This window comes from Acetobacter sp. JWB, assembly GCF_003323795.1.
In the GTDB taxonomy this organism is placed as follows: Bacteria; Pseudomonadota; Alphaproteobacteria; order Acetobacterales; family Acetobacteraceae; genus Acetobacter; species Acetobacter oryzifermentans.
Genome location: NZ_CP030871.1, coordinates 2494652 through 2515090, shown reverse-complemented (window position 1 = coordinate 2515090; position 20439 = coordinate 2494652). Strand labels below are relative to the sequence as shown.

General features: G+C 51.5%; 15 protein-coding genes. 10 read left to right on the top strand and 5 right to left on the bottom strand.

The annotated features are described in order from the left end of the window. The first annotated feature begins 5 nt into the window (after positions 1-5). From DS739_RS11895 to DS739_RS11880, 4 genes are all read left to right on the top strand, one after another. Complete coding sequence (locus DS739_RS11895; RefSeq protein ID WP_006115385.1) at positions 6-1778, top strand: tetratricopeptide repeat protein; 1773 nt, start codon at positions 6-8, stop codon at positions 1776-1778. 65 nt (positions 1779-1843) lie between these two features. Continuing rightward, complete coding sequence (locus DS739_RS11890) at positions 1844-4930, top strand: glycosyltransferase (RefSeq protein ID WP_050793086.1); 3087 nt, start codon at positions 1844-1846, stop codon at positions 4928-4930. Between the two features lie 69 nt (positions 4931-4999). After that, complete coding sequence (locus DS739_RS11885) at positions 5000-6151, top strand: hypothetical protein (RefSeq protein ID WP_006115383.1); 1152 nt, start codon at positions 5000-5002, stop codon at positions 6149-6151. Between the two features lie 75 nt (positions 6152-6226). After that, a complete protein-coding gene (locus DS739_RS11880; RefSeq protein WP_006115382.1) occupies positions 6227-7672 on the top strand; it encodes a glycosyltransferase family 4 protein in 1446 nt (481 codons plus the stop codon). A gap of 57 nt (positions 7673-7729) precedes the next feature. Here the strand turns inward: DS739_RS11880 and DS739_RS11875 are convergent, their stop codons facing one another. Genes DS739_RS11875 through DS739_RS11860 form a run of 4 tightly spaced genes read right to left on the bottom strand, consistent with a single transcriptional unit; the run spans position 7730 to position 11221 of the window. Next, entirely contained in the window at positions 7730-8317 is a 588-nt protein-coding gene (locus DS739_RS11875; protein ID WP_170315283.1) for a membrane integrity-associated transporter subunit PqiC, read from the bottom strand. Then, the gene (locus DS739_RS11870) at positions 8317-9273 is read right to left on the bottom strand and encodes an MlaD family protein (protein ID WP_006115381.1); all 957 of its coding nucleotides are present in this window, start codon (positions 9271-9273) and stop codon (positions 8317-8319) included. The genes DS739_RS11875 and DS739_RS11870 overlap by 1 nt, the downstream gene beginning before the upstream one ends. A 5-nt stretch (positions 9274-9278) precedes the next feature. Continuing rightward, on the bottom strand, positions 9279-10064 hold the full coding sequence (locus tag DS739_RS11865; RefSeq protein ID WP_006115380.1) for an ABC transporter ATP-binding protein: 786 nt from the start codon (positions 10062-10064) through the stop codon (positions 9279-9281). Beyond that, positions 10064-11221: an ABC transporter permease gene (locus tag DS739_RS11860; protein ID WP_006115379.1), complete on the bottom strand. Its 1158-nt coding sequence runs from the start codon at positions 11219-11221 to the stop codon at positions 10064-10066. The genes DS739_RS11865 and DS739_RS11860 overlap by 1 nt, the downstream gene beginning before the upstream one ends. 298 nt (positions 11222-11519) lie before the next feature. Between DS739_RS11860 and truB the strand changes: the two genes are divergently transcribed. From truB to DS739_RS11840, 4 genes are all read left to right on the top strand, one after another. Further along, positions 11520-12437 carry a tRNA pseudouridine(55) synthase TruB gene (gene truB / locus DS739_RS11855; protein ID WP_035352292.1) on the top strand — a complete coding sequence of 306 codons (918 nt, stop codon included), beginning with the start codon at positions 11520-11522 and terminating at the stop codon, positions 12435-12437. 31 nt (positions 12438-12468) lie between these two features. Continuing rightward, complete coding sequence (rpsO, locus tag DS739_RS11850) at positions 12469-12738, top strand: 30S ribosomal protein S15 (RefSeq protein WP_014457520.1); 270 nt, start codon at positions 12469-12471, stop codon at positions 12736-12738. Positions 12739-13015: 277 nt separating this feature from the next. Next, positions 13016-15166 carry a polyribonucleotide nucleotidyltransferase gene (gene pnp / locus DS739_RS11845; protein ID WP_006115377.1) on the top strand — a complete coding sequence of 717 codons (2151 nt, stop codon included), beginning with the start codon at positions 13016-13018 and terminating at the stop codon, positions 15164-15166. Positions 15167-15225: 59 nt separating this feature from the next. Then, positions 15226-16644 carry a nitronate monooxygenase family protein gene (locus tag DS739_RS11840; RefSeq protein ID WP_006115376.1) on the top strand — a complete coding sequence of 473 codons (1419 nt, stop codon included), beginning with the start codon at positions 15226-15228 and terminating at the stop codon, positions 16642-16644. Between the two features lie 86 nt (positions 16645-16730). On the opposite strand, the gene DS739_RS11835 is transcribed toward DS739_RS11840, so the two are convergent. Further along, positions 16731-16916, bottom strand: a complete 186-nt coding sequence (locus tag DS739_RS11835; RefSeq protein ID WP_006115375.1) for a YqaE/Pmp3 family membrane protein — start codon at positions 16914-16916, stop codon at positions 16731-16733. A 194-nt stretch (positions 16917-17110) separates the two neighbouring features. Between DS739_RS11835 and gyrA the strand changes: the two genes are divergently transcribed. Continuing rightward, positions 17111-19873 carry a DNA gyrase subunit A gene (gene gyrA / locus DS739_RS11830; RefSeq protein WP_006115374.1) on the top strand — a complete coding sequence of 921 codons (2763 nt, stop codon included), beginning with the start codon at positions 17111-17113 and terminating at the stop codon, positions 19871-19873. Beyond that, on the top strand, positions 19870-20412 hold the full coding sequence (gene coaD / locus DS739_RS11825; protein WP_006115373.1) for a pantetheine-phosphate adenylyltransferase: 543 nt from the start codon (positions 19870-19872) through the stop codon (positions 20410-20412). The genes gyrA and coaD overlap by 4 nt, the downstream gene beginning before the upstream one ends. The last annotated feature ends 27 nt before the right edge of the window (positions 20413-20439 follow it).

The following is a 20439-nucleotide window of genomic DNA, read 5'->3' as shown; positions in this document are numbered from 1 at the left end:
GTGCTTTGGTCTGGAAACTGTTTCAGAAAACGTTTGGCAAGTCGGACAAAGATATACAAACGCGGCTTGAGCAGGCCAAAGCACAACTGGAAAACCAACCTAATGTCGCGTTCAGCCAACTGGCCGTTCTTGCACGGGAAGGATCTCCAGAGGCCGAATTTCTAGTAGGTCAATGTTATTTAACGGCAAAAGGGGCACCGCCAGATTTGGTGGAAGGTGCACGCTGGATGCGCCGCGCTGCCCAGAATGGATGGGCGCAGGCTTCTTTTATTCTTGCAACGTTGTATCTGCATGGTCTGCCACAGGAAGTGGAAGATCAAGCGCCGAAATCAATTTTTGATAATTCAGCCGAGCAAACCAAGAGAGAGCCCGATTTTATTAAAGCTGCACACTGGGCCCAGCGTGCAGCAGAGGCTGGATATGCTGATGGTCAGGCCCTGTATGGGTATATTTTAACAGCTGGCCCGGAAGAAATTCGTAATCCTGAACAGGCTTTGGATTGGTATCAAAAGGCTGCTGCCAGTGGTTGCGTGCAGGGGCATCTGGGGCTTGGTCTTGCAGCGCTTGCTAAAGCAAAAACGCAGGAAGATTATGCAGATGCCGCAGTTGAGCTAAAAAAAGCTGCTGATGGTGATATGGGTACTGCCCAATATCTTATGGGTGTTATGGCGGAACGTGGCATAGGTATTCCGCAAAACATTCCCGAATCCACACAATATTTTGCAAAAGCAGCGGAAAAGAAAGTTCGTGGTGCGCAAGCAAAATATGGTTTGGCCCTGCTTTCTGGCAAAGGTGTTGCGCGTGATACTGTGCGAGGTGAAACGTGGTTAAGGCGTGCCGCCTTGGCGGGGGATGGTGAAGCCGCTGCCATTTTGGGGGATATGCACGGACGGGGAGGCGATATGCCCCCCAATTATGCAGAAGCTATTTCTTGGTATCGTTTTGCATCGGATCAGGGGCATGCCGCGTCTAGTCGTATATTAGGCAATATTTATCTGAGTGGCACGGGGGTACCAAAAGATCCGCAGGCAGCCGCGCAGTGGTTTAAAATTGCAGCAGAGCAGGGCGATAAGGAAGCTACGGCTGAATTGGGCAATCTGGCCTTGGCGGGTATTGTTCCCACAGCAGAAGCTGCCGAAGTTTTAGAATGTTATCGGAAAGCTGCGGCACAGGATGATTTTCTGGCTGCGTTTAATGTTGGTGTTGCGCTTGCCCAAGGGCTTGGCTCTCAGAAGAATGAGGAAGAGGCTCTTAAGTGGATACGTAAAGCTGCCGATAAGGTTGTAAATGCGCAGTATTGGTATGGACGTATGCTGCTAGAGGGACGCGGTGCAGAACGTAACCCTCAAGAAGGGCGGGAGTGGATGGAAAAGGCTGCTGAATCTGGCATGACCGAAGCGCAGCTTACCTATGGACACCTGCTGATTACAGGAACAGGCGGTATAAAAGATCATCCACAGGCCCTACAGTGGTATAGAAAAGCAGCGGATTCTGGCAATGTGGATGCTATGTTCTCTATTGGCGCCATGTATGGTGGCGGGCATGAAATTCCAGAAGATTTGGTTCTGGCACGGTCATGGTTTCGACAGGCTGCAGAAGGCGGTCATGGCCTCGCGCAGTTGATGATGGGGCGTTATCTGGCCAATGGAATTGGTGGAGACAAGAACCTGGAAGAAGCCAGATCTTGGTATCGCAAAGCAGAAAAGCAGAATATTCTGCAGGCAAGTATTGAGCTTTCCAAGCTTGGAGTTGATGAGGGTGTCAAAGCACCTTCCTAGAAAAGTTCTTCAAATTTCAAAAGGTTTGGCATTTTATTTTACAGTATAATTAAAAGAGTAGGTGCATATTTATGGCAGCCCTGAAACAGTCTGAGAGTCAGCAGGCAGGGTTTGTCACGGAGGCAGACCGAACTGCGTATGAACAACGCGCAAGTGCGGCAGCACAGGAATCTTTCAGGCAGGGAAATGTTGCCTGGCAAGCAGGGTCTTACGCCCTAGCGCGGGATTGGCTGGAAAGAGCGAACAGACAAGCGCGTGATAACCCACATGTTATGTTTGCGCTGGTTTTGGCGCGTCAGGCAGTGGGAAACAATGATGCTGCTATTGAACTTTTAGATCAGCTTTTAGAAAAATTTGATTTTCGTGAAGGGTGGAGCCTGCGGGCAACATTAAAGCAGGCCAATGGTGTTGGGTATCAGGCTTTGCTCTCTATACGGCATTTGCTCACATATTATGCCTGCACACCAGATATAGAAAAATTGGCAACAATTATTGCACGTTTGAATGGCGTGCCCAGTTGGTATGGAGTGCGGGGGAATGGCCAAATTGTAGGGGTAGGCCTTCCAGCAAAAGGACTGCAACTGGTTGTTGATGGTCATCTAAAAAAAGCCATGCGTAAAAAGGGGGCTTGGTTTTGTCCATCAGGGTGGCAAACGGCGCATACGCTTTGCATAATGCCTGCTCAGGGCATGATTTTTCCAGATGGCGGTGTGTGTCCACAAAAAATCATGCAGTGCGAAGGATTGGTGGATGCAGGAGAAGAAGGACTGACAGGCTGGGTCTGGCTGCCGCATGATTCCGATAACGCGCCTCTTTTGAACATTCTAGATGCAAAAACAAATAAGAAAATTCTAACCTTTTCCGCAGAAGATTTTTGTGATTCTGTGAGTTCAAAACAACCATTAGCGCGATATAGGGCGTTCACAATTCCTTTTTCTGCATTGCCAGAAGGCCCGGTAAGGGTGGTGGGGTCTGATGGAAAAGATCTAGCCGGGAGTCCGATAGATCCGGATATGCTGCGTTCTGGGGTTAGCCAGATTGCACACTACATAGCAGAGCAGACCAAAGGGAAAGATCTGTCTCAAGCATGCGTGTCTGTTCCAAAAATTATACCTATTCCAGTTATGGAAGATGGCGGCGCACAACCAAAGGTTTTGGGTGATACTGCCGAAACCGTTGTTGTTATTCCAGTTTTTAAAAATGCTACGCGTACTTTAGCATGTTTGCATAGTGTGCAAGCAAGTCTGAAACCAAAAGACGCTGTGCACGTTTGGGTGGTGAATGATGCATCCCCGGAGCCAGATTTGGTCACCTCTGTTTCAGTTTTTTGTCAGCAGGCAGGTTTCCGGTATCTGGAAAGGGCGCGCAATGGTGGATTCCCATGTGCGGTAAACGAAGCGCTTCGCCATCTCATTGCGCATGATGCTGTCTTGCTGAATAGCGATACATTGGTGGCAGAAGGATGGCTGGAAGCATTACGCAAAATTGCCTATGCAGCACCAGATACAGGAACAGTAACGCCGCTTTCTAATGATGCCAGTATTTTTTCCTATCCAGATAAAAACGGTGCAAATCCGGTACCGGATCAGGAAGAAACAGATATGTTCATGCAAATGGCACAGGCAGCCAATAGGGGGCGTGCTGTAGAAGTGCCCACGGCTCATGGTTTTTGCATGTATATTCGCCATGACTGTTTGCAGCAGACCGGGTTGCTCCGTGAGGATGTGTTTGCACAAGGCTATGGTGAAGAAAACGATTTTTGTATGCGTGCCCGTGCTCTTGGGTGGAAGCATATGGTTGCTTCCGGTGTGTTTGTGGCGCATGTGGGCAGCAGTTCGTTTGGAGAAAGTGGCAGCCCCTTAATGGTGCGGAACCAAAAGGTTCTGGAGCAATTGCACCCTGGGTATCATGATTACGTTGCGCGCTGGATGGCGACAGATCCACTTTTTCCAGAACGCAGGCGCCTTGATCTTGTTCGTTTTAGAAGTGCCAGGGCAGAAGATTTTTCAGATCAAGCCGTCTTGTTGGTCACACATGCCGTAGGTGGTGGTGTGGAAAAGGTGGTGCGAGAGCGCATAGCCTTTTGGTGTGACCGGAAAATACGCCCACTTATCTTACGTCCATCTGAGCAGGGATGTGTGCTGGAAGATGGGGGGAGCCCAGCAAAATATCCTTCCTTATATTTTACGTTTGCCAAGGAGATGGCGCTTTTGCTGCGTCTCTTACATGCAGAAGGCGTGGGACGAATTGAGTTCCATCAAACTGCCGGGCATGATCAGCAAGTTATGGACCTGCCTGCACGTTTGAAATGCGCATATGATGTGTTTGTGCATGATTATATCTGGTTTTGCCCGCGTATTTCATTAATGGGGTGGGAAAATCGGTATTGCGGTGAACCCGATGTGCCCACATGTGAAGTGTGCGTGACGGTGCTAGGGCGGCGCGTGGATGATACGCTGAGTGTTGCGGCCTATCGTAAAGCGGCACATATTTTTCTAAAAAAAGCAGAGCAGGTTTTTGTGCCCTCGCGTGATACAGGGCGAAGGATGCAAAAGTATTTTTCTGATGTCCGTTTTTCTGTGCGAAGGCTGGAAAAAGACAGCTTTTTAAAAAAGCAATTTCAGTTTCCAGTTCAGGTTGAACGTAAAACAGCACAAGCAAGTGCATTTTTGGCGCAAGGTCTTAAACGCACTGCACCGCGTATTCGGGTGTGTGTTGTGGGTGGCATAGGGCCAGAAAAAGGTTATGACATTTTGCTCGCACTGGCAGTGGATGCTGCTTTGCGCGATTTGCCGCTGGAGTTTGTGGTTGTAGGCCATACACGTGATGATGCGCGATTGTTAAAAACAGAACGTATTTTTGTAACAGGTGAGTTCCAAAAAGAGGATGTTGTTTCCTTAATCCATGCAGTAGATGCGGACATCGCTTTGCTTCCGTCTGTATGGCCGGAAACATGGTGTTTTGCTTTGGGAGATATCTGGAAAGCCGGATTGCATGTTGTTGCATTTGATCTGGGAGCCCCAGCAGAGCGCATTCGTTCCACAGGATTGGGAAGCGTGGTACCGTTTGGTATTTCCATACAGGAGTTGAATAAGAAATTACTGGAAAAGGGGAGAGAGATGGAGAAAAAAAGAAGGCTTTCGCTTACCTAACTCTTTCTTTACTTACCGGTGTTTTTTTGTTTTACAGTTTAGCTGAAAATTTAGGATGGAAGAGGTTTTATGTCTCAGGCAAGCCAGCAGCGGATTACTGATCTGAAAGTCACAGGTCATCTGATGACACTCCAGACCGGTCTGTTCTGCATCAGCCATGCAGCAGGTCAGCAGCCGCCAACATCTGCCGGTTTGCCTGGGGTTCGTGTTTCTCTTTCTCCTGTTTCTGCTCCGGGCAATGTGCAGATTGTCACGTTTGAGCAAGATGGCTGGATGGGCGGCAGAAACAATGCTGCATTGGTACGTGTGCGCCGTGGCCCAGCACAGGTGATGATCACTATTTATCAGGAAATGAACACGCGGCATGATGCACCGCGTTTGCAAGTGATTCAGCTAAGTGCGGAATCTGATCCGTTGCCCGTTCCTGCAACTGCTGCTGTACCTGTAGCACCTGAAGGAGCCGCTGCTGCTCCAAAAGAAACAGCACCCGCAGAAGCTGCGCTGGCCCAGAAGCCAGAAATTGGGGCCCATATCCAACGGCGTGGTGATGTTACCGGTATCCTTGGTGAGTGGATGGGTGTGCCGGGTAGCCAGGCATGGATTGAAGGTTTTGGTATTGCACCCGCTCATCTCATTCAGTCTGATGATATTGAATATCAGGCTGTTCTGGGTAAAGGGTGGCTCTCTCCGTGGGTAGAAGGTGGCCAGTATTGTGGCAGCCGCGGAATGGCATTGCCTATTTTGGGTTTGTGTGTGCGCCTGAAAGGTGCTGCAGCTAAAAAATTCATTTGCCAAGTTACAGCCAGCTTTACGGATGGCACCAAAATTGGGCCTGTTGATAACGGTGAACCCGTAGAAGCTGATAGCCTTGCACCATTAGAAGCTTTCCTTGTTGAAATTCTTCCGCGTGATGCAGAAAGTAAAGCCAAGCGGGGTGGGCGTAAACGGAAGCAGAATGCTGCAGAAGACTTAGCCGCTCTGTTGGAAGAAGAAATAGAAGAACTGGAAGCTGAAGTTCTGGAAGAGGCAGCTGAACTTCTTGAGGAAGAAGAGCTTGAAGAAGAAATAGAAGATGATGCTGAAGAGGAAATGCTGGTTAAACCAGTAAGGCGCACAGCCAAACCTCAGCCTCGTCGTGCTTCTTCTACCGCCCAGAAAGCGGCAAAGCCTAAAGCAGCAGGGCGCGGTGGCGCACGTGGGCGCAAGCCTTCCCGCCGTTAAATATGTAGGAACAGGTCCGGTTGAAATATCGGGCCTGTTTTTTATTTGTGATTAGAGCAGCACGCAGGTGCAGGTTTGAAATACCTTTTTATCCATCAAAATTTTCCCGGCCAGTATCTGCACATTGTGCGCCATCTGGTGCAAAACGGTGATAACGAAGTTGTTTTCATTAGTGAAGATAATCAAAACGCCATTAAGGGTGTGCGCCGGGTAAGGTACCGTATGCCCCGTGGGGCTGCGGCACAGGCTCATCTGGCCGTGCGCGAGCTGGATATGGGAATGGTGCGGGCCAATGAAGTAGAAAAAGCCGCTCGCACCCTCAGAAACCTAGGATTTCAGCCTGATATTATTATCGGCCACCACGGATGGGGAGAACTGCTGAATATTCAGGATGTGTACCCTGATGTGCCTGTCTTGGGGTATTTTGAGTTCTATTATCATACAGAACCTGGGTTTGATGTTGGGTTTGATCCAGAATTTCCGCTTCAGCCCCAAATGTTGCCTATTGTGCGAGCCAAGAACGCCATTAACTTATTGGCTCTTACTGGCCCCAGCTATGGCCAGACGCCTACTGATTTCCAGAAAAGCGCTTACCCAGCATGGGCCGCAGACAAAATTACCGTGCTGCGTGAAGGTGTAGATCTGGAGACCTGTAAACCAGATCCCAAACTTGCAAAAAAAATATTCAAGCTGGGTGATATCAAAATTTCACCTAAAAACAAGCTGATTACCTATGTCTCGCGCGATCTGGAGCCTTATCGCGGCTTCCATGTGTTTATGCGTGCGCTTCCCCAAATTTTGGAAGAAGAACCTAACGCGCATGTCATTATGGTTGGGGGAGATGGTGTGAGTTACGGCGCACCGCTGGCATCTGGTTGTTGGCGGGAGAAAATGCTTCAGGAGCTAGAAGGGCAACTGGATTTAAGCCGGGTACACTTTGCTGGTAAAGTTGATTACCCAGATTTTCTGCGTCTTCTACAACGTTCAGATGCGCATGTTTATCTCACATATCCTTTTGTGGCTTCGTGGTCTCTGCGCGAGGCAATGGCTATGGGGTGCGCTATTGTTGGAAGCGCGACAGCCCCAGTACAGGAATTTCTGACAGATCAGGAAACGGCTGTGCTGGTGCCGTTTACAGAACCAGACAAAATTGCCGATGGTGTGTTGGAACTGCTGAATAATAAGCCGCTGGCAACCCGTTTGCGTCGCGCAGTTAGAGAAAAAGCTGAACAAACTCTGTGTATCAAGTCGTATCTGGCTGAATATGAAGCGCTTATTGCGCGTTTGATTGCAACGCACAGAGCTGAGGCTAGTCTTTCTTATTCTGAAGAATTGGAAGAAACACAAAAGCCAGCAAAGCCTGTAAGAAAGCCAGTGGCTCGTCGTGCTGCTAGTAAAACTGTTGCTGCACGCACTACCAAAAAAGCAGCGCCTTCTGTTGCGGCAAAAACAATACGTCCTGTGGCTCAGAAAGTAGCCGCAAAACCGCGCAAAACTGCTTCAGTTAAAAAGCGGGGTTAGAAGCCCAACCCGATATAACCAGAAATTACGCGTAAGTGGTTATATCGGGCAGCTTTGTTACTGCGTGGATGGAATGGACAGATTAACTTGGTCTGCCAGTTGAATAACCAGATTACGCATTAAGGATGCTGTATCCGCATCCGTAGAAACAGACCCGGTAGCTGTAAGATGCGCACGGTTACGAATAAGCGGCTTTTTAGGATCCCGTGGGATAACGGCCCAGTTTGCATCCAAGACCGCCTGCCCATCTACATTCACATCAAAACGAGAAACGTTGATCTGAACGCGCATATTGGCTGCATCGGCCAATGGCTGATCTGTAATCAGTTCGTTGGGGTGGGATGATGCAATTTCGTTGGTCACCAAATCCGTAATGCCGAGAGAGAGCCGTGTTGCCCAGCGTGAGCGCGGGCTACGGATAACTTCTTCTCCCTGCCGGGTGATCATATCCTGGCTATCAAGATAATCAGGCAGTACCGTGCGGCTAATTTCTATGGTGGTCAAGCGGGTAGACAGGTGCGGCTGCTGAACGTCCCGGTCTCCCGGCATGCCAAGTGTGTAAAGCCGGAGGGGAGGAGAGGCGCAGCCTGCAAGCAGGGTACAGGCTCCCAAAAAAGCCAGAGCAATACGGCGAGGAGGAAACATCATGGGCGGCGTCCCATCAGCAGAAGTTGCGGGTTACGTTCCACATCGCTGGCGAAGCCACGTAGGGAGGCCGCCGCAGCAGCAATATCCCGCAGTGAGGCATCCAGATTTGCTCGGTCGATAGAACGTGGTGAGAGAATATCCTGCAAGGAATCCAGAGTTTTTGTAGCAGAGGCCAACGTTGCGTGCAGATCTTTGCCGCGTGCATCAAGCTGCGTATTTCCGGTGTCCATCAGCTTGTCCATTTTCAGGAGCGTTACATCCAGCTTGGCTTGTAGATCCTTAATGGCATCGGTTGCAGCCTGCACTGTCTCGTGGGAGCGATCTGCTGTTTCCTTTACGCTGGAAATCAACGGCGGCAGATCATCACGCAGATGATCGCTTAGGGATGTAATAGACAGCAGAGCCAGATCTGCATGGTGGCTGATATCCTTGATCGGAATCTGGCCGATAGTGTCCTTCAGCTTTTCCATAGTGGAAAGACGCACAGGAATTTCCGGCAAGTCGGTAATGCGTGGGTGTAAAACGGGTGTGACGGATTTATCAAAATCCAGTTCAATATTGGATTGGCCCGTTACAAAGCTTTGCAGGTTCAGTTCAGCGCGGAGTCCGTTGCTGATCATTTCCTGAATGCTCACTTTTGTGCCCCCCGGCACATCCCGCACTACATGAATCTGATCTGGCTCCAGCGTAAGCACAACAGGGATGTAAGCTTTACGGTCTTGCGGATCAAAACGCAGCGTAATGTTTTTAACTGTTCCAACCTTAACGCCGCGGAAATTTACAGGCGCACCCACAGAAAGACCGGTGATAGAGTTCTGGAACACAACAGCGGCTTCACGCGAGGGTGTGAAAAAGCGCATGTGCCCAAAAGCCATAATAATGAACAGGCCCAGCAAGCCGCCAAGGATCACAAACGCGCCGATCAGAGTTTTCCGGTTTGTGCTTTGAGACATGCCGCTCAGCCTTCTGTCTTATCTGCGGAGGGAATAGAGGCAGATCGGTTCATAAACGCCGTTACCTCCGGAATCTTGCAGGTGTCATGCAATGCGCGCGGTGAACCATGCGCAATGGGTGTGTGTGTTTTGGCATCTAAAAAGATGCCATCGTCTGCAATGGCAAACAGGCTGGGCAGTTCATGGCTGACAATCATAATGGTTGCCCCCAGCCCATCCCGTAATGTCAGGATCAGATCATCCAGCCGGGCAGACGTAATGGGGTCTAGCCCTGCGGAGGGTTCATCAAAAAACAGGATATCGGGCTCCAGAGCAATGGCGCGCGCAAGCCCTGCGCGTTTGCACATGCCGCCGGAGATTTCAGAGGGGAACAGATCAATCGCCTGTTCCATACCAACAAACCCGAGTTTTAATTCCACCAACCGCCGAATGGTGTCAGGCTTGAGTGAGGTGAACATTTCCAAGGGCAGGGCTACATTTTCCCCTACCGTCATGGAACTCCATAAAGCACCACTCTGAAACAGTACACCGTAACGATGGTTAATATCAGTGCGACGGTTATCTGATTGCGCCCAGTAATCTTCCCCATCTACCAGAATCTGCCCGGCAGTTGGTCGCAGCAGCCCGATCATGCTTTTAAGCAGCGTGCTTTTGCCGCAGCCTGAACCACCCATGATGGCAAAGATGGAGCCACGTTTCAGATCAAAGGAAACATTTTGCTGAATGATCTTGGGGCCGAACGATAATTGCAGATCGCGAACGGAAATAAGGGTTTCTGCATCAGACATCATCAGATTCCAAGCGCGTTGGCTATCACGGCAAAGATGGCATCCATGGCAATAATACCCACAATGCCAATAACCACAGCGCGTGTGGCGGCAATGCCAACATCAGCCGCACTGCGTCCGGCTTTTAAGCCCACACGGCAAGCAGCCAGTGCAATAAAGCTGGCGAAAAAGAAGGATTTGATAAACCCGAAGATAAATTCCTTCAGCTCCACACCATCAAAGGTGGAAATCCAATAGCCGATGGGGGAAACATCCATCATGCTCATGGAAACGGCAAAGCCACCAAAAATCGCAACAATAGTGCCATATAGATAGAGCAGCGGCATCATGAGCGCGAGAGAGACAATGGATGGCAGCAGAATGTAACTGGAGATGGGAATGCCAAACACCTGTAGGGCATCAATTTCTTCGTTGCCTAGCATGGTGGAAATGCGGGCTGCGTAAGCACCGCCAGTTCGGCCCGCCATGATAATAGCAGTCATGATAGCAGAAATTTCACGCGCGCAGGCAATGCCTACCAAGTCTGTAACGTAAATTTCCGCAGCAAATTTCCGCAGTTCTACCAGTCCAACAAAAGCCAGAATGGCACCCACCAAAAAATTGACGATGCCGACAATCAGCAAGGCATCTGGCCCAGCATTCCAGATATCCAGCAACAGGTCTTTCATGCGCATGGCACTTTTGCCACGCACAGCCTGTGCGGCACCTTTGGCGGTATCTAATGCCAGCTCACTTACTGTGCCTGTTTCGGTCAACCCATTCAGGGTCATATCACCTACACGCGCAAAAATACCTTCGTTGTTGCGCGGAGGTTGTGCAGGCTCGGCAGGTGCATCGGGTAAAAGGGCGAGAAGCCTTTGCGCGGGAGCCGGAAGGTTTTGCTCATCAAAATGAAGCTGTGCCTTGCTGGCGGCCTGTTTGACATCCCACAAAAAGGCAACAAAAGCCGAATCCCAGTTTTTTAAACTGGTTGTATTGATATGGAGGGTATGGCCCGGCTCTATCGGCAGTTTATCTTGCGGAAAGGGGGTTGCGCCCCCTGCCTGAACTGTCCAAGCCCCTTCAACGTTCAAACATACACCATCTGCCGTGTTCTGGAGAGACCACGAAGGGGTGTCGGGAGTCTTGTGAAGACCGGAAGAGGAAGATTGATCAACCATAATTTGGTGGCGACATTACGGCACAGGCAAGCCTATGACCAGCCCCCTTGGTTCATACATGCTAGAAGCGGTAAACCTTGGGTTTGCCTTGGTTTAAGAACAATAACTTGGTCGGCAGTCCTTTTTAACAGGCCAGCGTTGCGCTTGATGGCAACATTGCACGGCATGGCAGCCTTCGGCTACATGCACCCCCAGATGGAGAGCACACTCCATATAAGTTGTACTAACGCAAAAACCTTTTGGCTGAGCCGTTCATGGCTGCTGCATGGTATTTGATGAATCGCATACGGGAGTTTTCATGCGACGCAGACGTGGGCGGCCACTTAATGGCTGGCTTATAGTAGACAAGCCTTCCGGCATGACATCAACACAGGTAGTAGGGCGCGCCAAACGGCTGTTTGATGCACAAAAAGTTGGGCATGGCGGCACACTCGATCCACTGGCGACGGGTTTGCTGCCACTGGCTTTTGGTGCCGCTACAAAAACCGTGCCTTACGTGATGGATGGAACCAAGGTGTACCGCTTCACTCTTAAAATGGGTGAAGCGCGAGATAGCGATGATGCCGATGGCAATGTTATTGGTACATCTGATGTGCGGCCTTCTGATGAAGAACTGCGAGCAGCCTTACCCGCGCTTACGGGTGATATCATGCAGGTACCTCCTGTTTTTTCTGCTTTGAAAGTGGGGGGAGAGCGTTCTTACGATATGGCGCGAGAAGGTCGTCCGCCGGAATTGCCGCCGCGGCCCGCACGCGTAGATCGGTTTGAACTGATCGAGCGGCCAGATCGGGATACAGCAGTGTTTGAAGTCGAATCCGGCAAGGGCGTTTATATGCGTGCGCTGGCGCGTGATGTGGCTTTGGCATGCGGAACAGTGGGACATATTACCGTGCTGCGCCGCCTGCGTGTGGGGCCTTTTACAGAAGCCGATGCGATTGTGCTGGACAAAATCACCCCAAACGACGACAACGCCCATGCTTCACCGGAACTTCTGCGTCCGGTCTCGACCGCGCTGGCCGACATCCCGGCGCTGGCCTTGACACAGGATGAAGCGGTTCTGCTACGGCACGGGCAAGCTCTCGGCCTTGTTGATCTGATGGGGCGTATCCCACAGACCGCCGAGGAGGGGGGCGTTGTGCGTGTTATGGACGGTGAGCACGTGCTGGGTATTGGCCGCCTGGAAGACGGGTGGTTGAAGCCGGTACGGATTCTCTAAAACCTGATATGTTTTTTGATGGAGACATGTGATGTCGATTACTGCTGAACGTCGCACGCAAGTTATTGCTGAATACCAGACTGCACCGGGTGATACGGGCTCCCCGGAAGTGCAGGTGGCGATCCTGACCGAACGGATTAACAACCTGACCGAACATCTGAAGACTCACGCGAAGGACTTCCATTCTCGCCGTGGTCTGCTGATTCTCGTTGGTCGTCGCCGCAGCATGCTGGACTACCTGAAGGGCAAGAGCCAGACGCGTTATGAAACGCTGATTGGCCGCCTGGGCCTGCGCCGCTAAAAACGGCTCAACGGGCGGGAAGAGGGGGTGTGTAGGCATGATCTCTCTTCCCGTTCGGAATTTTCGCTAGCACTTGTTTGCTGGCGTCACCATATTGGATACAGCCACAGGTTTTGCATCAGGGCGTTTCGTGCCCGGTAAGCCACGGCGTTTCCGACCACATGGCGCCTGGGAGGTTTGTTCCGCCAGTCACCATGCCGTCCGAGGCGCTGTCCGCCCAGCCGGTCTGTCCTGTTGTTCTGTGGCTCTGAAGTGAAATAGAACAGAGGCTTACAGAATGTTTAACTACTTCCGTAAAGAAATTGAATGGGGCGGTCGCCCGCTGATTCTGGAAACTGGCAAAGTTGCCCGTCAGGCTGATGGCGCCGTGATGGTCACTTACGGTGAAACCGTTGTGCTGTGCACCGCTGTTGGTGCAAAAGAGGTAAAGCCCGGTCAGGACTTTTTCCCGCTGACAGTTAATTATCAGGAAAAAGCTTACGCTGCAGGTAAGATTCCCGGTGGTTTCTTTAAGCGTGAAGGCCGTCCTTCTGAAAATGAAACACTGGTTTCCCGCCTGATTGACCGCCCGCTGCGTCCGCTGTTCCCTGAAGGGTTCCGCAACGAAGTGCAGGTAATTGCAACTGTGCTGACGCACGATATGGAAAATGATCCTTCCATTCCTGCGCTGATCGGCTGTTCTGCCGCTCTGACTTTGTCTGGTATCCCATTCTTTGGCCCCGTTGGCGCAGCCCGCGTTGGCTTTAAGGATGGCGCATTCATCCTGAACCCGACACAGGAACAGATCAAAGAATCAGATCTGGAACTGGTTGTGGCTGGCACGGCAGAAGGCGTGCTGATGGTGGAATCCGAAGCTTCCGAACTGTCTGAAGAAGTGATGCTGGATGCCGTAACGTTCGGCCATACAGCATTCCAGCCTGTTCTGGATGCCATTATCTCCTTGGCAGAGCACGCAGCCAAGGAACCATGGGCACTGGCAGAGCCCACCAAGGAAGAAATTCAGCTGCGCAAGCAGGTGGAAAAAGCTGGTCGCAAGCTGATTGCTGATGCTTACAAGGAGAAGCAGAAGCAGGTGCGCTACGAAAAGCTGAAAGCAGCACGTGCAGCCATTGTTGAAAAACTGACTGCTGATGAACTGGACGTTGCAGCCGCCAAGCCGATGATCAAGGATCTGGAAGCTGATGTTGTGCGCTCTTCCGTTCTGAAAACCGGCAAGCGTATTGATGGTCGTGATCTGGTAACTGTCCGTCCGATCGTGCCGGAAGTTGGTATTCTGCCGCGCGTACATGGCTCTTCTCTGTTCACTCGTGGTGAAACGCAGGCGCTGGTTGTGACCACGCTGGGTACAGGGCAGGACGAACAGGTTATTGATGCGCTGGAAGGTGAATACCGCACCAACTTTATGCTGCATTATAACTTCCCACCCTTCTCTGTGGGGGAATGTGGGCGTATCGGTTCTCCGGGCCGTCGTGAAATCGGGCATGGCAAGCTGGCATGGCGCGCTATTCACCCGCTGATGCCTTCCCGCAAGGAATTCCCATACACAGTGCGCGTGGTTTCCGAAATTACGGAAAGCAATGGGTCTTCTTCCATGGCAACTGTATGCGGTGGCTCTCTAGCTCTGATGGATGCTGGTGTGCCATTGAAGCGTCCGGTTGCTGGCATTGCTATGGGTCTGATCAAGGAAGGCGATGATTTCGCTGTTCTGTCTGATATTCTTGGCGATGAAGATCATCTTGGGGATATGGACTTCAAGGTGGCTGGCACCGAACAGGGTGTGACAGCCCTACAGATGGATATTAAGATTACTTCCATCACGCCGGAAATCATGAAGATTGCTTTGGGGCAGGCTCGTGATGGCCGGATGCATATTCTGGGTGAAATGAGCAAGGCGCTGACAGAAACACGCACCAACGTGTCTTCCACAGCACCGAAGATCACCACCATGAAGGTGCCTCGGGAAAAGATCCGTGATGTGATCGGCTCTGGCGGTAAAGTGATCCGCGAAATCGTGGAATATTCTGGCGCCAAGGTTGATATTGGGGATGACGGCACAATCACCATTGCCGCCGCTTCTGATGATCAGGCACAGAAGGCTATTGACCGGATCAATGGCATTGTGGCGGAACCGGAACTGGGCCGCATTTACGATGGTAAGGTTGTTAAAACTGCCGATTTTGGTGCGTTTGTAAACTTCCTTGGTGCACGTGATGGCTTAGTACACATTTCCGAACTGGCGCAGGGCCGCGTTGGTAAAACCACGGATGTGGTGAAGGAAGGCGATACCGTGAAGGTTAAGGTCATCGGCTTTGATGATCGCGGCAAGGTTAAGCTGTCCATGCGTGTTGTTGATCAGAACACGGGTGCGGATATCACGGAAACTGTGGGTGAAAAGCCCTCACGTGGCCCCCGTCGGGATGCTGAATAAGCATCCTTTTTCGGGTCACTTTCAATCATACGGATAGTTGCAGGAACGATAGGACGGTCATGAAGGCGATCAATACGGTTCGCATGGGGGGTGTGGATATCCTGCCGCTGGTAGAAGGCGGTAAGGGGGTTTCTGTCTCCACAGGCGTATCGGCCGGGGCATGGGCTGCAGCAGGCGGCGCGGGCACGGTTTCTATCGTCAATGCAGATAGTTATGATGAAAACGGGCAGCCAGTTCCCCAGATCTATCACGGCCGTACGCGCCGTGAGCGGCATGAGGAACTGGTAGATTACGCCATTCGTGGCGGTATTACCCAAGCGCGTGTAGCGCATGAAATATCCGGCGGAAAAGGCCGGATTCATGCCAATATTCTGTGGGAAATGGGGTCAGCCGAAAGGGTGATTACTGGTGTGCTGGAAGGCGCGCCAGGCCTTATTCACGGTCTTACATGTGGCGCGGGTATGCCGTATCGGCTGTCTGAAATTGCAACACGGTTTGGGGTGCATTATTATCCCATCGTGTCATCTGCACGTGCTTTCAATGCATTGTGGAAGCGGGCCTATCATAAATCTGCCGATCTGTTGGGTGGCGTGGTTTATGAAGATCCTTGGCGTGCAGGGGGGCATAATGGCCTTTCCAACACGGAAAATCCATTAAAGCCGGAAGATCCTTACCCGCGTGTTGCAGCCTTGCGTAAACTTATGCGCGGGTTTGGGTTGGATAATACGCCCATCATCATGGCTGGTGGTGTGTGGTGGCTGGAAGAATGGGAAGATTGGATTGATAATCCAGAGCTTGGCCCCATTGTGTTCCAGTTTGGCACGCGCCCGCTGTTGACGAAGGAAAGCCCTATTCCAGAAGCATGGAAGCAGCGCTTACTCACCCTGAAAAAGGGTGATGTGTATCTGAACCGCTTCTCTCCTACGGGCTTTTACTCTTCTGCGGTTAACAACAGTTTCTTACAGGAACTGCGCGAGCGCTCAGAGCGGCAGGTTCCTTTTGCTATGGCGGCAGAAGAAGATCTGGTTACGCCCTACGGCATTGGCGCACGTAAGCGTGAAGTGTTTATAAAAGCAGAAGATCTGCCGCGCATCCAGCAGTGGGAACGGCAGGGTTTTACTGAAGCCTTGCGTACACAGGATTCTACCCTGATTTTTGTAACGCCAGACAGAGCGCGAGAAATTCTGGCAGATCAGGCTGATTGTATGGGCTGCCTGTCTGAATGTCAGTTCTCTAACTGGAGCCAGCGTGGCCCCAAGTATTCAACGGGCCATAAAGCAGATCCACGTTCTTTCTGTATTCAGAAAACGCTTCAGGCTGTGGCACATGCCAGCGGGCCAGATGCTGCTCAGGTGCTGGATCATAATCTGATGTTCGGTGGCACAAACGCCTGGCGCTTTGCGACCGATCCTTTCTATGCCAACGGGTTTGTACCAACGGTACAGCAGTTGGTGGATCGGATCATGACAGGACGTTAAGCTAGCCAGATATAAATGCTGATTTCTATAAAAAAGGCGGTTCCTACTGGGAGCCGCCTTTTTTACTCATCTCATAAATTGGAGGCTTATCGCCCCATGCGGGAAATTTTTTTATCTGTTTCATACTGATTGAGTGCGTAAACAGACCAGATGGCCGCCGGAATCCAGCCAATAACCGTTATCTGCAATATTAGGCAGATAATGCCCGAAAAAGGGCGACCAATTGTAAAAAACTGAAACCACGGAAACAGTAATGCCAAAAGCAGGCGCATGGCTGAAACTCCTTATAGTGCCCGTCATGATGGGCACAGCCTTTTGCCTGAAGCAAGTCTGCTCTTTCAGCCGCTAGGTGGTGCGGGTTTTGTGTGCTAGAAAATATTCTGCAAGTGCCGGGTAACCGGTGCAGAAGTGGATTTGGCACATGCTCCATAATCCGGGGCGTGCAGCATGACAGAGCGGATAAACCTTGACCGAGATTTCTGACCAGCCGGGTGTACCGGAACCCTCAGACCTTCTGCCCGTAACCATTGAGGAGGAGATGCGCTCTTCCTACCTCGCGTATGCGATGTCGGTTATTGTCAGCCGTGCGCTGCCGGATGTGCGAGATGGTCTTAAACCTGTTCATCGTCGCATCCTGTATGCCATGCATGAAAGTGGTTTTACCTACGATAAACCTTACCGTAAATCTGCCCGTGCGGTTGGTGAGGTTATGGGTAAATACCACCCACATGGTGATTCCTCCATTTACGATGCCATGGTGCGTATGGCGCAGTCTTGGTCCATGCGGGTCAAGCTGATTGACGGGCAAGGCAACTTTGGTTCGGTGGATGGTGATAGCCCCGCTGCCATGCGTTATACGGAAGCTCGGCTGGCCAAAGCTTCTACATTTCTGCTGAATGATATTGACCGCGATACGGTAGATTTTCAGCCGAACTATGATGAGAGCGAGGAAGAACCAACTGTTCTTCCTGCCACATTCCCGAACCTGTTGATCAATGGTGCCACAGGTATTGCGGTGGGTATGGCCACCAATATTCCTACGCATAATCCATCAGAAGTTATTGATGCCACGTTGGCGCTGATTGCTAACCCGGATCTTTCACTTGATGATCTGATGGAATATGTGCCGGGGCCAGACTTTCCCACAGGCGGCATTATTCTTGGGCGTTCTGGCATCCGCAGTGCTTTTGCCACAGGGCGCGGAGCCGTTATTATTCGTGCCAAGGCAGATATTGAGGAAATCCGTAAGGATCGTAAGGCCATTATTGTTACGGAAATTCCGTATCAGGTTAACAAGGCCACCTTGCAGGAACGTATTGCTGATCTGGTACGTAACAAGCAGATTGAAGGCATTGCTGATATCCGCGATGAATCTGACCGCTCCGGTATGCGTGTGGTTATCGAAATCAAGCGGGATGCCACACCAGAAGTGGTGTTGAATCAGCTTTATCGCTTCACGCAGCTTCAGACTTCCTTTGGCGTGAATATGCTGGCGCTGGATGGTGGCAAGCCCCGCCTGATGGGCCTGAAGGATGTGCTGGAAGCCTTTATTGCGTTCCGTGAGGAAGTGATTCTGCGCCGCTCGCGCTTTGAACTGAATAAGGCGCGAGATCGCGGGCACATTTTGGTTGGGCTGGTCATTGCCGTTGCCAATATTGATGCGGTTATTGCTCTTATTCGTGGCGCGCCAGATGCAGCCGCAGCGCGTGAAGCCCTGATGGCCGCCCAGTGGGACGCCGCAGAAGTGGAACCGCTGCTGGCCCTGATTCATGATGACGGCAACGTGGTTGTGGATGGCAAAGTGCGGCTAACAGAAGCACAGGCACGCGGCATTCTGGAACTGCGCCTGCAACGTCTGACAGGGCTGGAACGAGACAAGATCCAGCAGGAACTCTCGGAAGTTGCTCAGCGTATTAACGAGCTTCTAGAAATTATCGGTAGCCACGTTCGCCGTATGGAAGTGCTGCGTGATGAACTTTCCGTAGCACGGGCGGAAATTTTCACCCCACGTATGACCGAAATTGCGGATTATGCAGGAGATCAGGATGATGAAAGCCTGATCGAACCGGGCCAGATGGTTGTAACCATCACGCGGGAAGGGTTTATTAAACGCACACCGCTGGATGTGTTCCGGGCGCAAAACCGTGGTGGCCGTGGCCGTACGGGGGCCAGCACACGTGGCGATGATATTGTTGTGCGATCCTTTAATGCGCACACCCATCAGTGGGTCATGTTCTTCTCCTCAGGCGGTAAGGTATATCGTCAGAAGGTCTGGCGTCTGCCAGAAGCCGGGCCTGCTGCTAAAGGCCGCGCCTTGGTGAATCTGTTGCCAGATTTGGGCTCTGATAGCATTACGGCCGTGCTGCCGCTGCCGCAGGATGAAGAACTGTGGGAAGCCTTGCATCTGGTCTTTGCAACGGCCAGCGGCAATGTGCGTCGTAACCGTTTGAGTGATTTCCGGAATATCCGCTCGTCTGGCATGATTGCCATGAAGTTGGATGAAGGAGATAGCCTGATAGGTGTTGCTACCTGTCGTGAAGGGCAGGATGTGTTCCTTGCCACGCGTGGGGCACGTTGTATCCGCTTCCAGATTACCGATGACACATTGCGTGTTTTTGCCGGTCGTGGCTCTTCTGGCGTGCGGGGTATTCGCTTGGCCGAGGGTGACCGTGTGATCAGCCTTGCTGTGCTGAACCACGTTGAAGCAACGGTGGAAGAACGTTCGGCTTATCTGCGGATGGCGAATGCCAAGCGCAGAGCGGAAAATGCTGCGGAAGCGGCAGAGGAAGATGTGGATGCGGTGCAGCCCGATTCGGATGAAGAAGGCAGCGATACGGATGCTCTGCTTTCTCCAGAACGGTTTGAGCAGCTTGAAGTCGCCGAGGAAATCCTGCTGATCGTGAGTGATGGTGGGTTTGGGCGTCGCTCTTCCGCGTATGATTACCGTGTCAGTGGGCGTGGCGGGCAAGGCATTACCAACATGACGTTCTCGGCCAACAAGCGTGGGAAAGAAGTGGCTGCTACTCTGCCGGTTCTGGCAGGCACGGATGTTATGCTGGTAACGGATGCGGGCCGTCTTATCCGTGTGCCGGTTGATCAGGTGCGTGTTATGGCGCGTCAGGCAAGCGGTGTAACGTTGTTCCGCCTGAATGATGATGAGCGCGTAACCAGTGTCTTCCCTGTTATGGATGATGGTGAGGATGAAGCGGGAGAGGCTGAGGGGGAATGAACGCCCCCGCAGGCTCTGTGGTGCCCAAACGTGTAGGTTTTTATGCGGGCACCTTTGATCCAGTAACGGTTGGCCATCTGGATGTGATTGAACGCGCATCCCGTTTGGTGGATCGGCTGGTGATAGGTGTGGCCCATAACCCAGGTAAAAATCCACTTATGCCATTGGATGAGCGGATTGGCTGTGTGGAAGAAGCCTTGCCTGCTATTCGTCAGAACACGGGTGGGGATATCTTGGTGGTACCATTTGATTCTCTGCTGGTGAAAGCTGTACGAGAACATGGCGCAACACTGATTTTTCGTGGTCTTCGGGTGCTTTCTGATTTTGATTACGAAATCCAGATGAGTGGCGTAAACCGCAAGCTGGATGCCGGAATTGAAAGCGTGTTTCTTATGGCTTCAGAACGCACCCAATTTATTTCTTCCCGTCTGGTGAAAGAAATTGCCAGTTACGGCGGAGATATTTCGGAATTTGTAACACCGGGCACGCAGGTGCGTTTGTTGGCACACCTTGCTGACAGGAAAAACGTTTCTGCCTGACGTGGTAAACATGGGTGTTGCAAACAC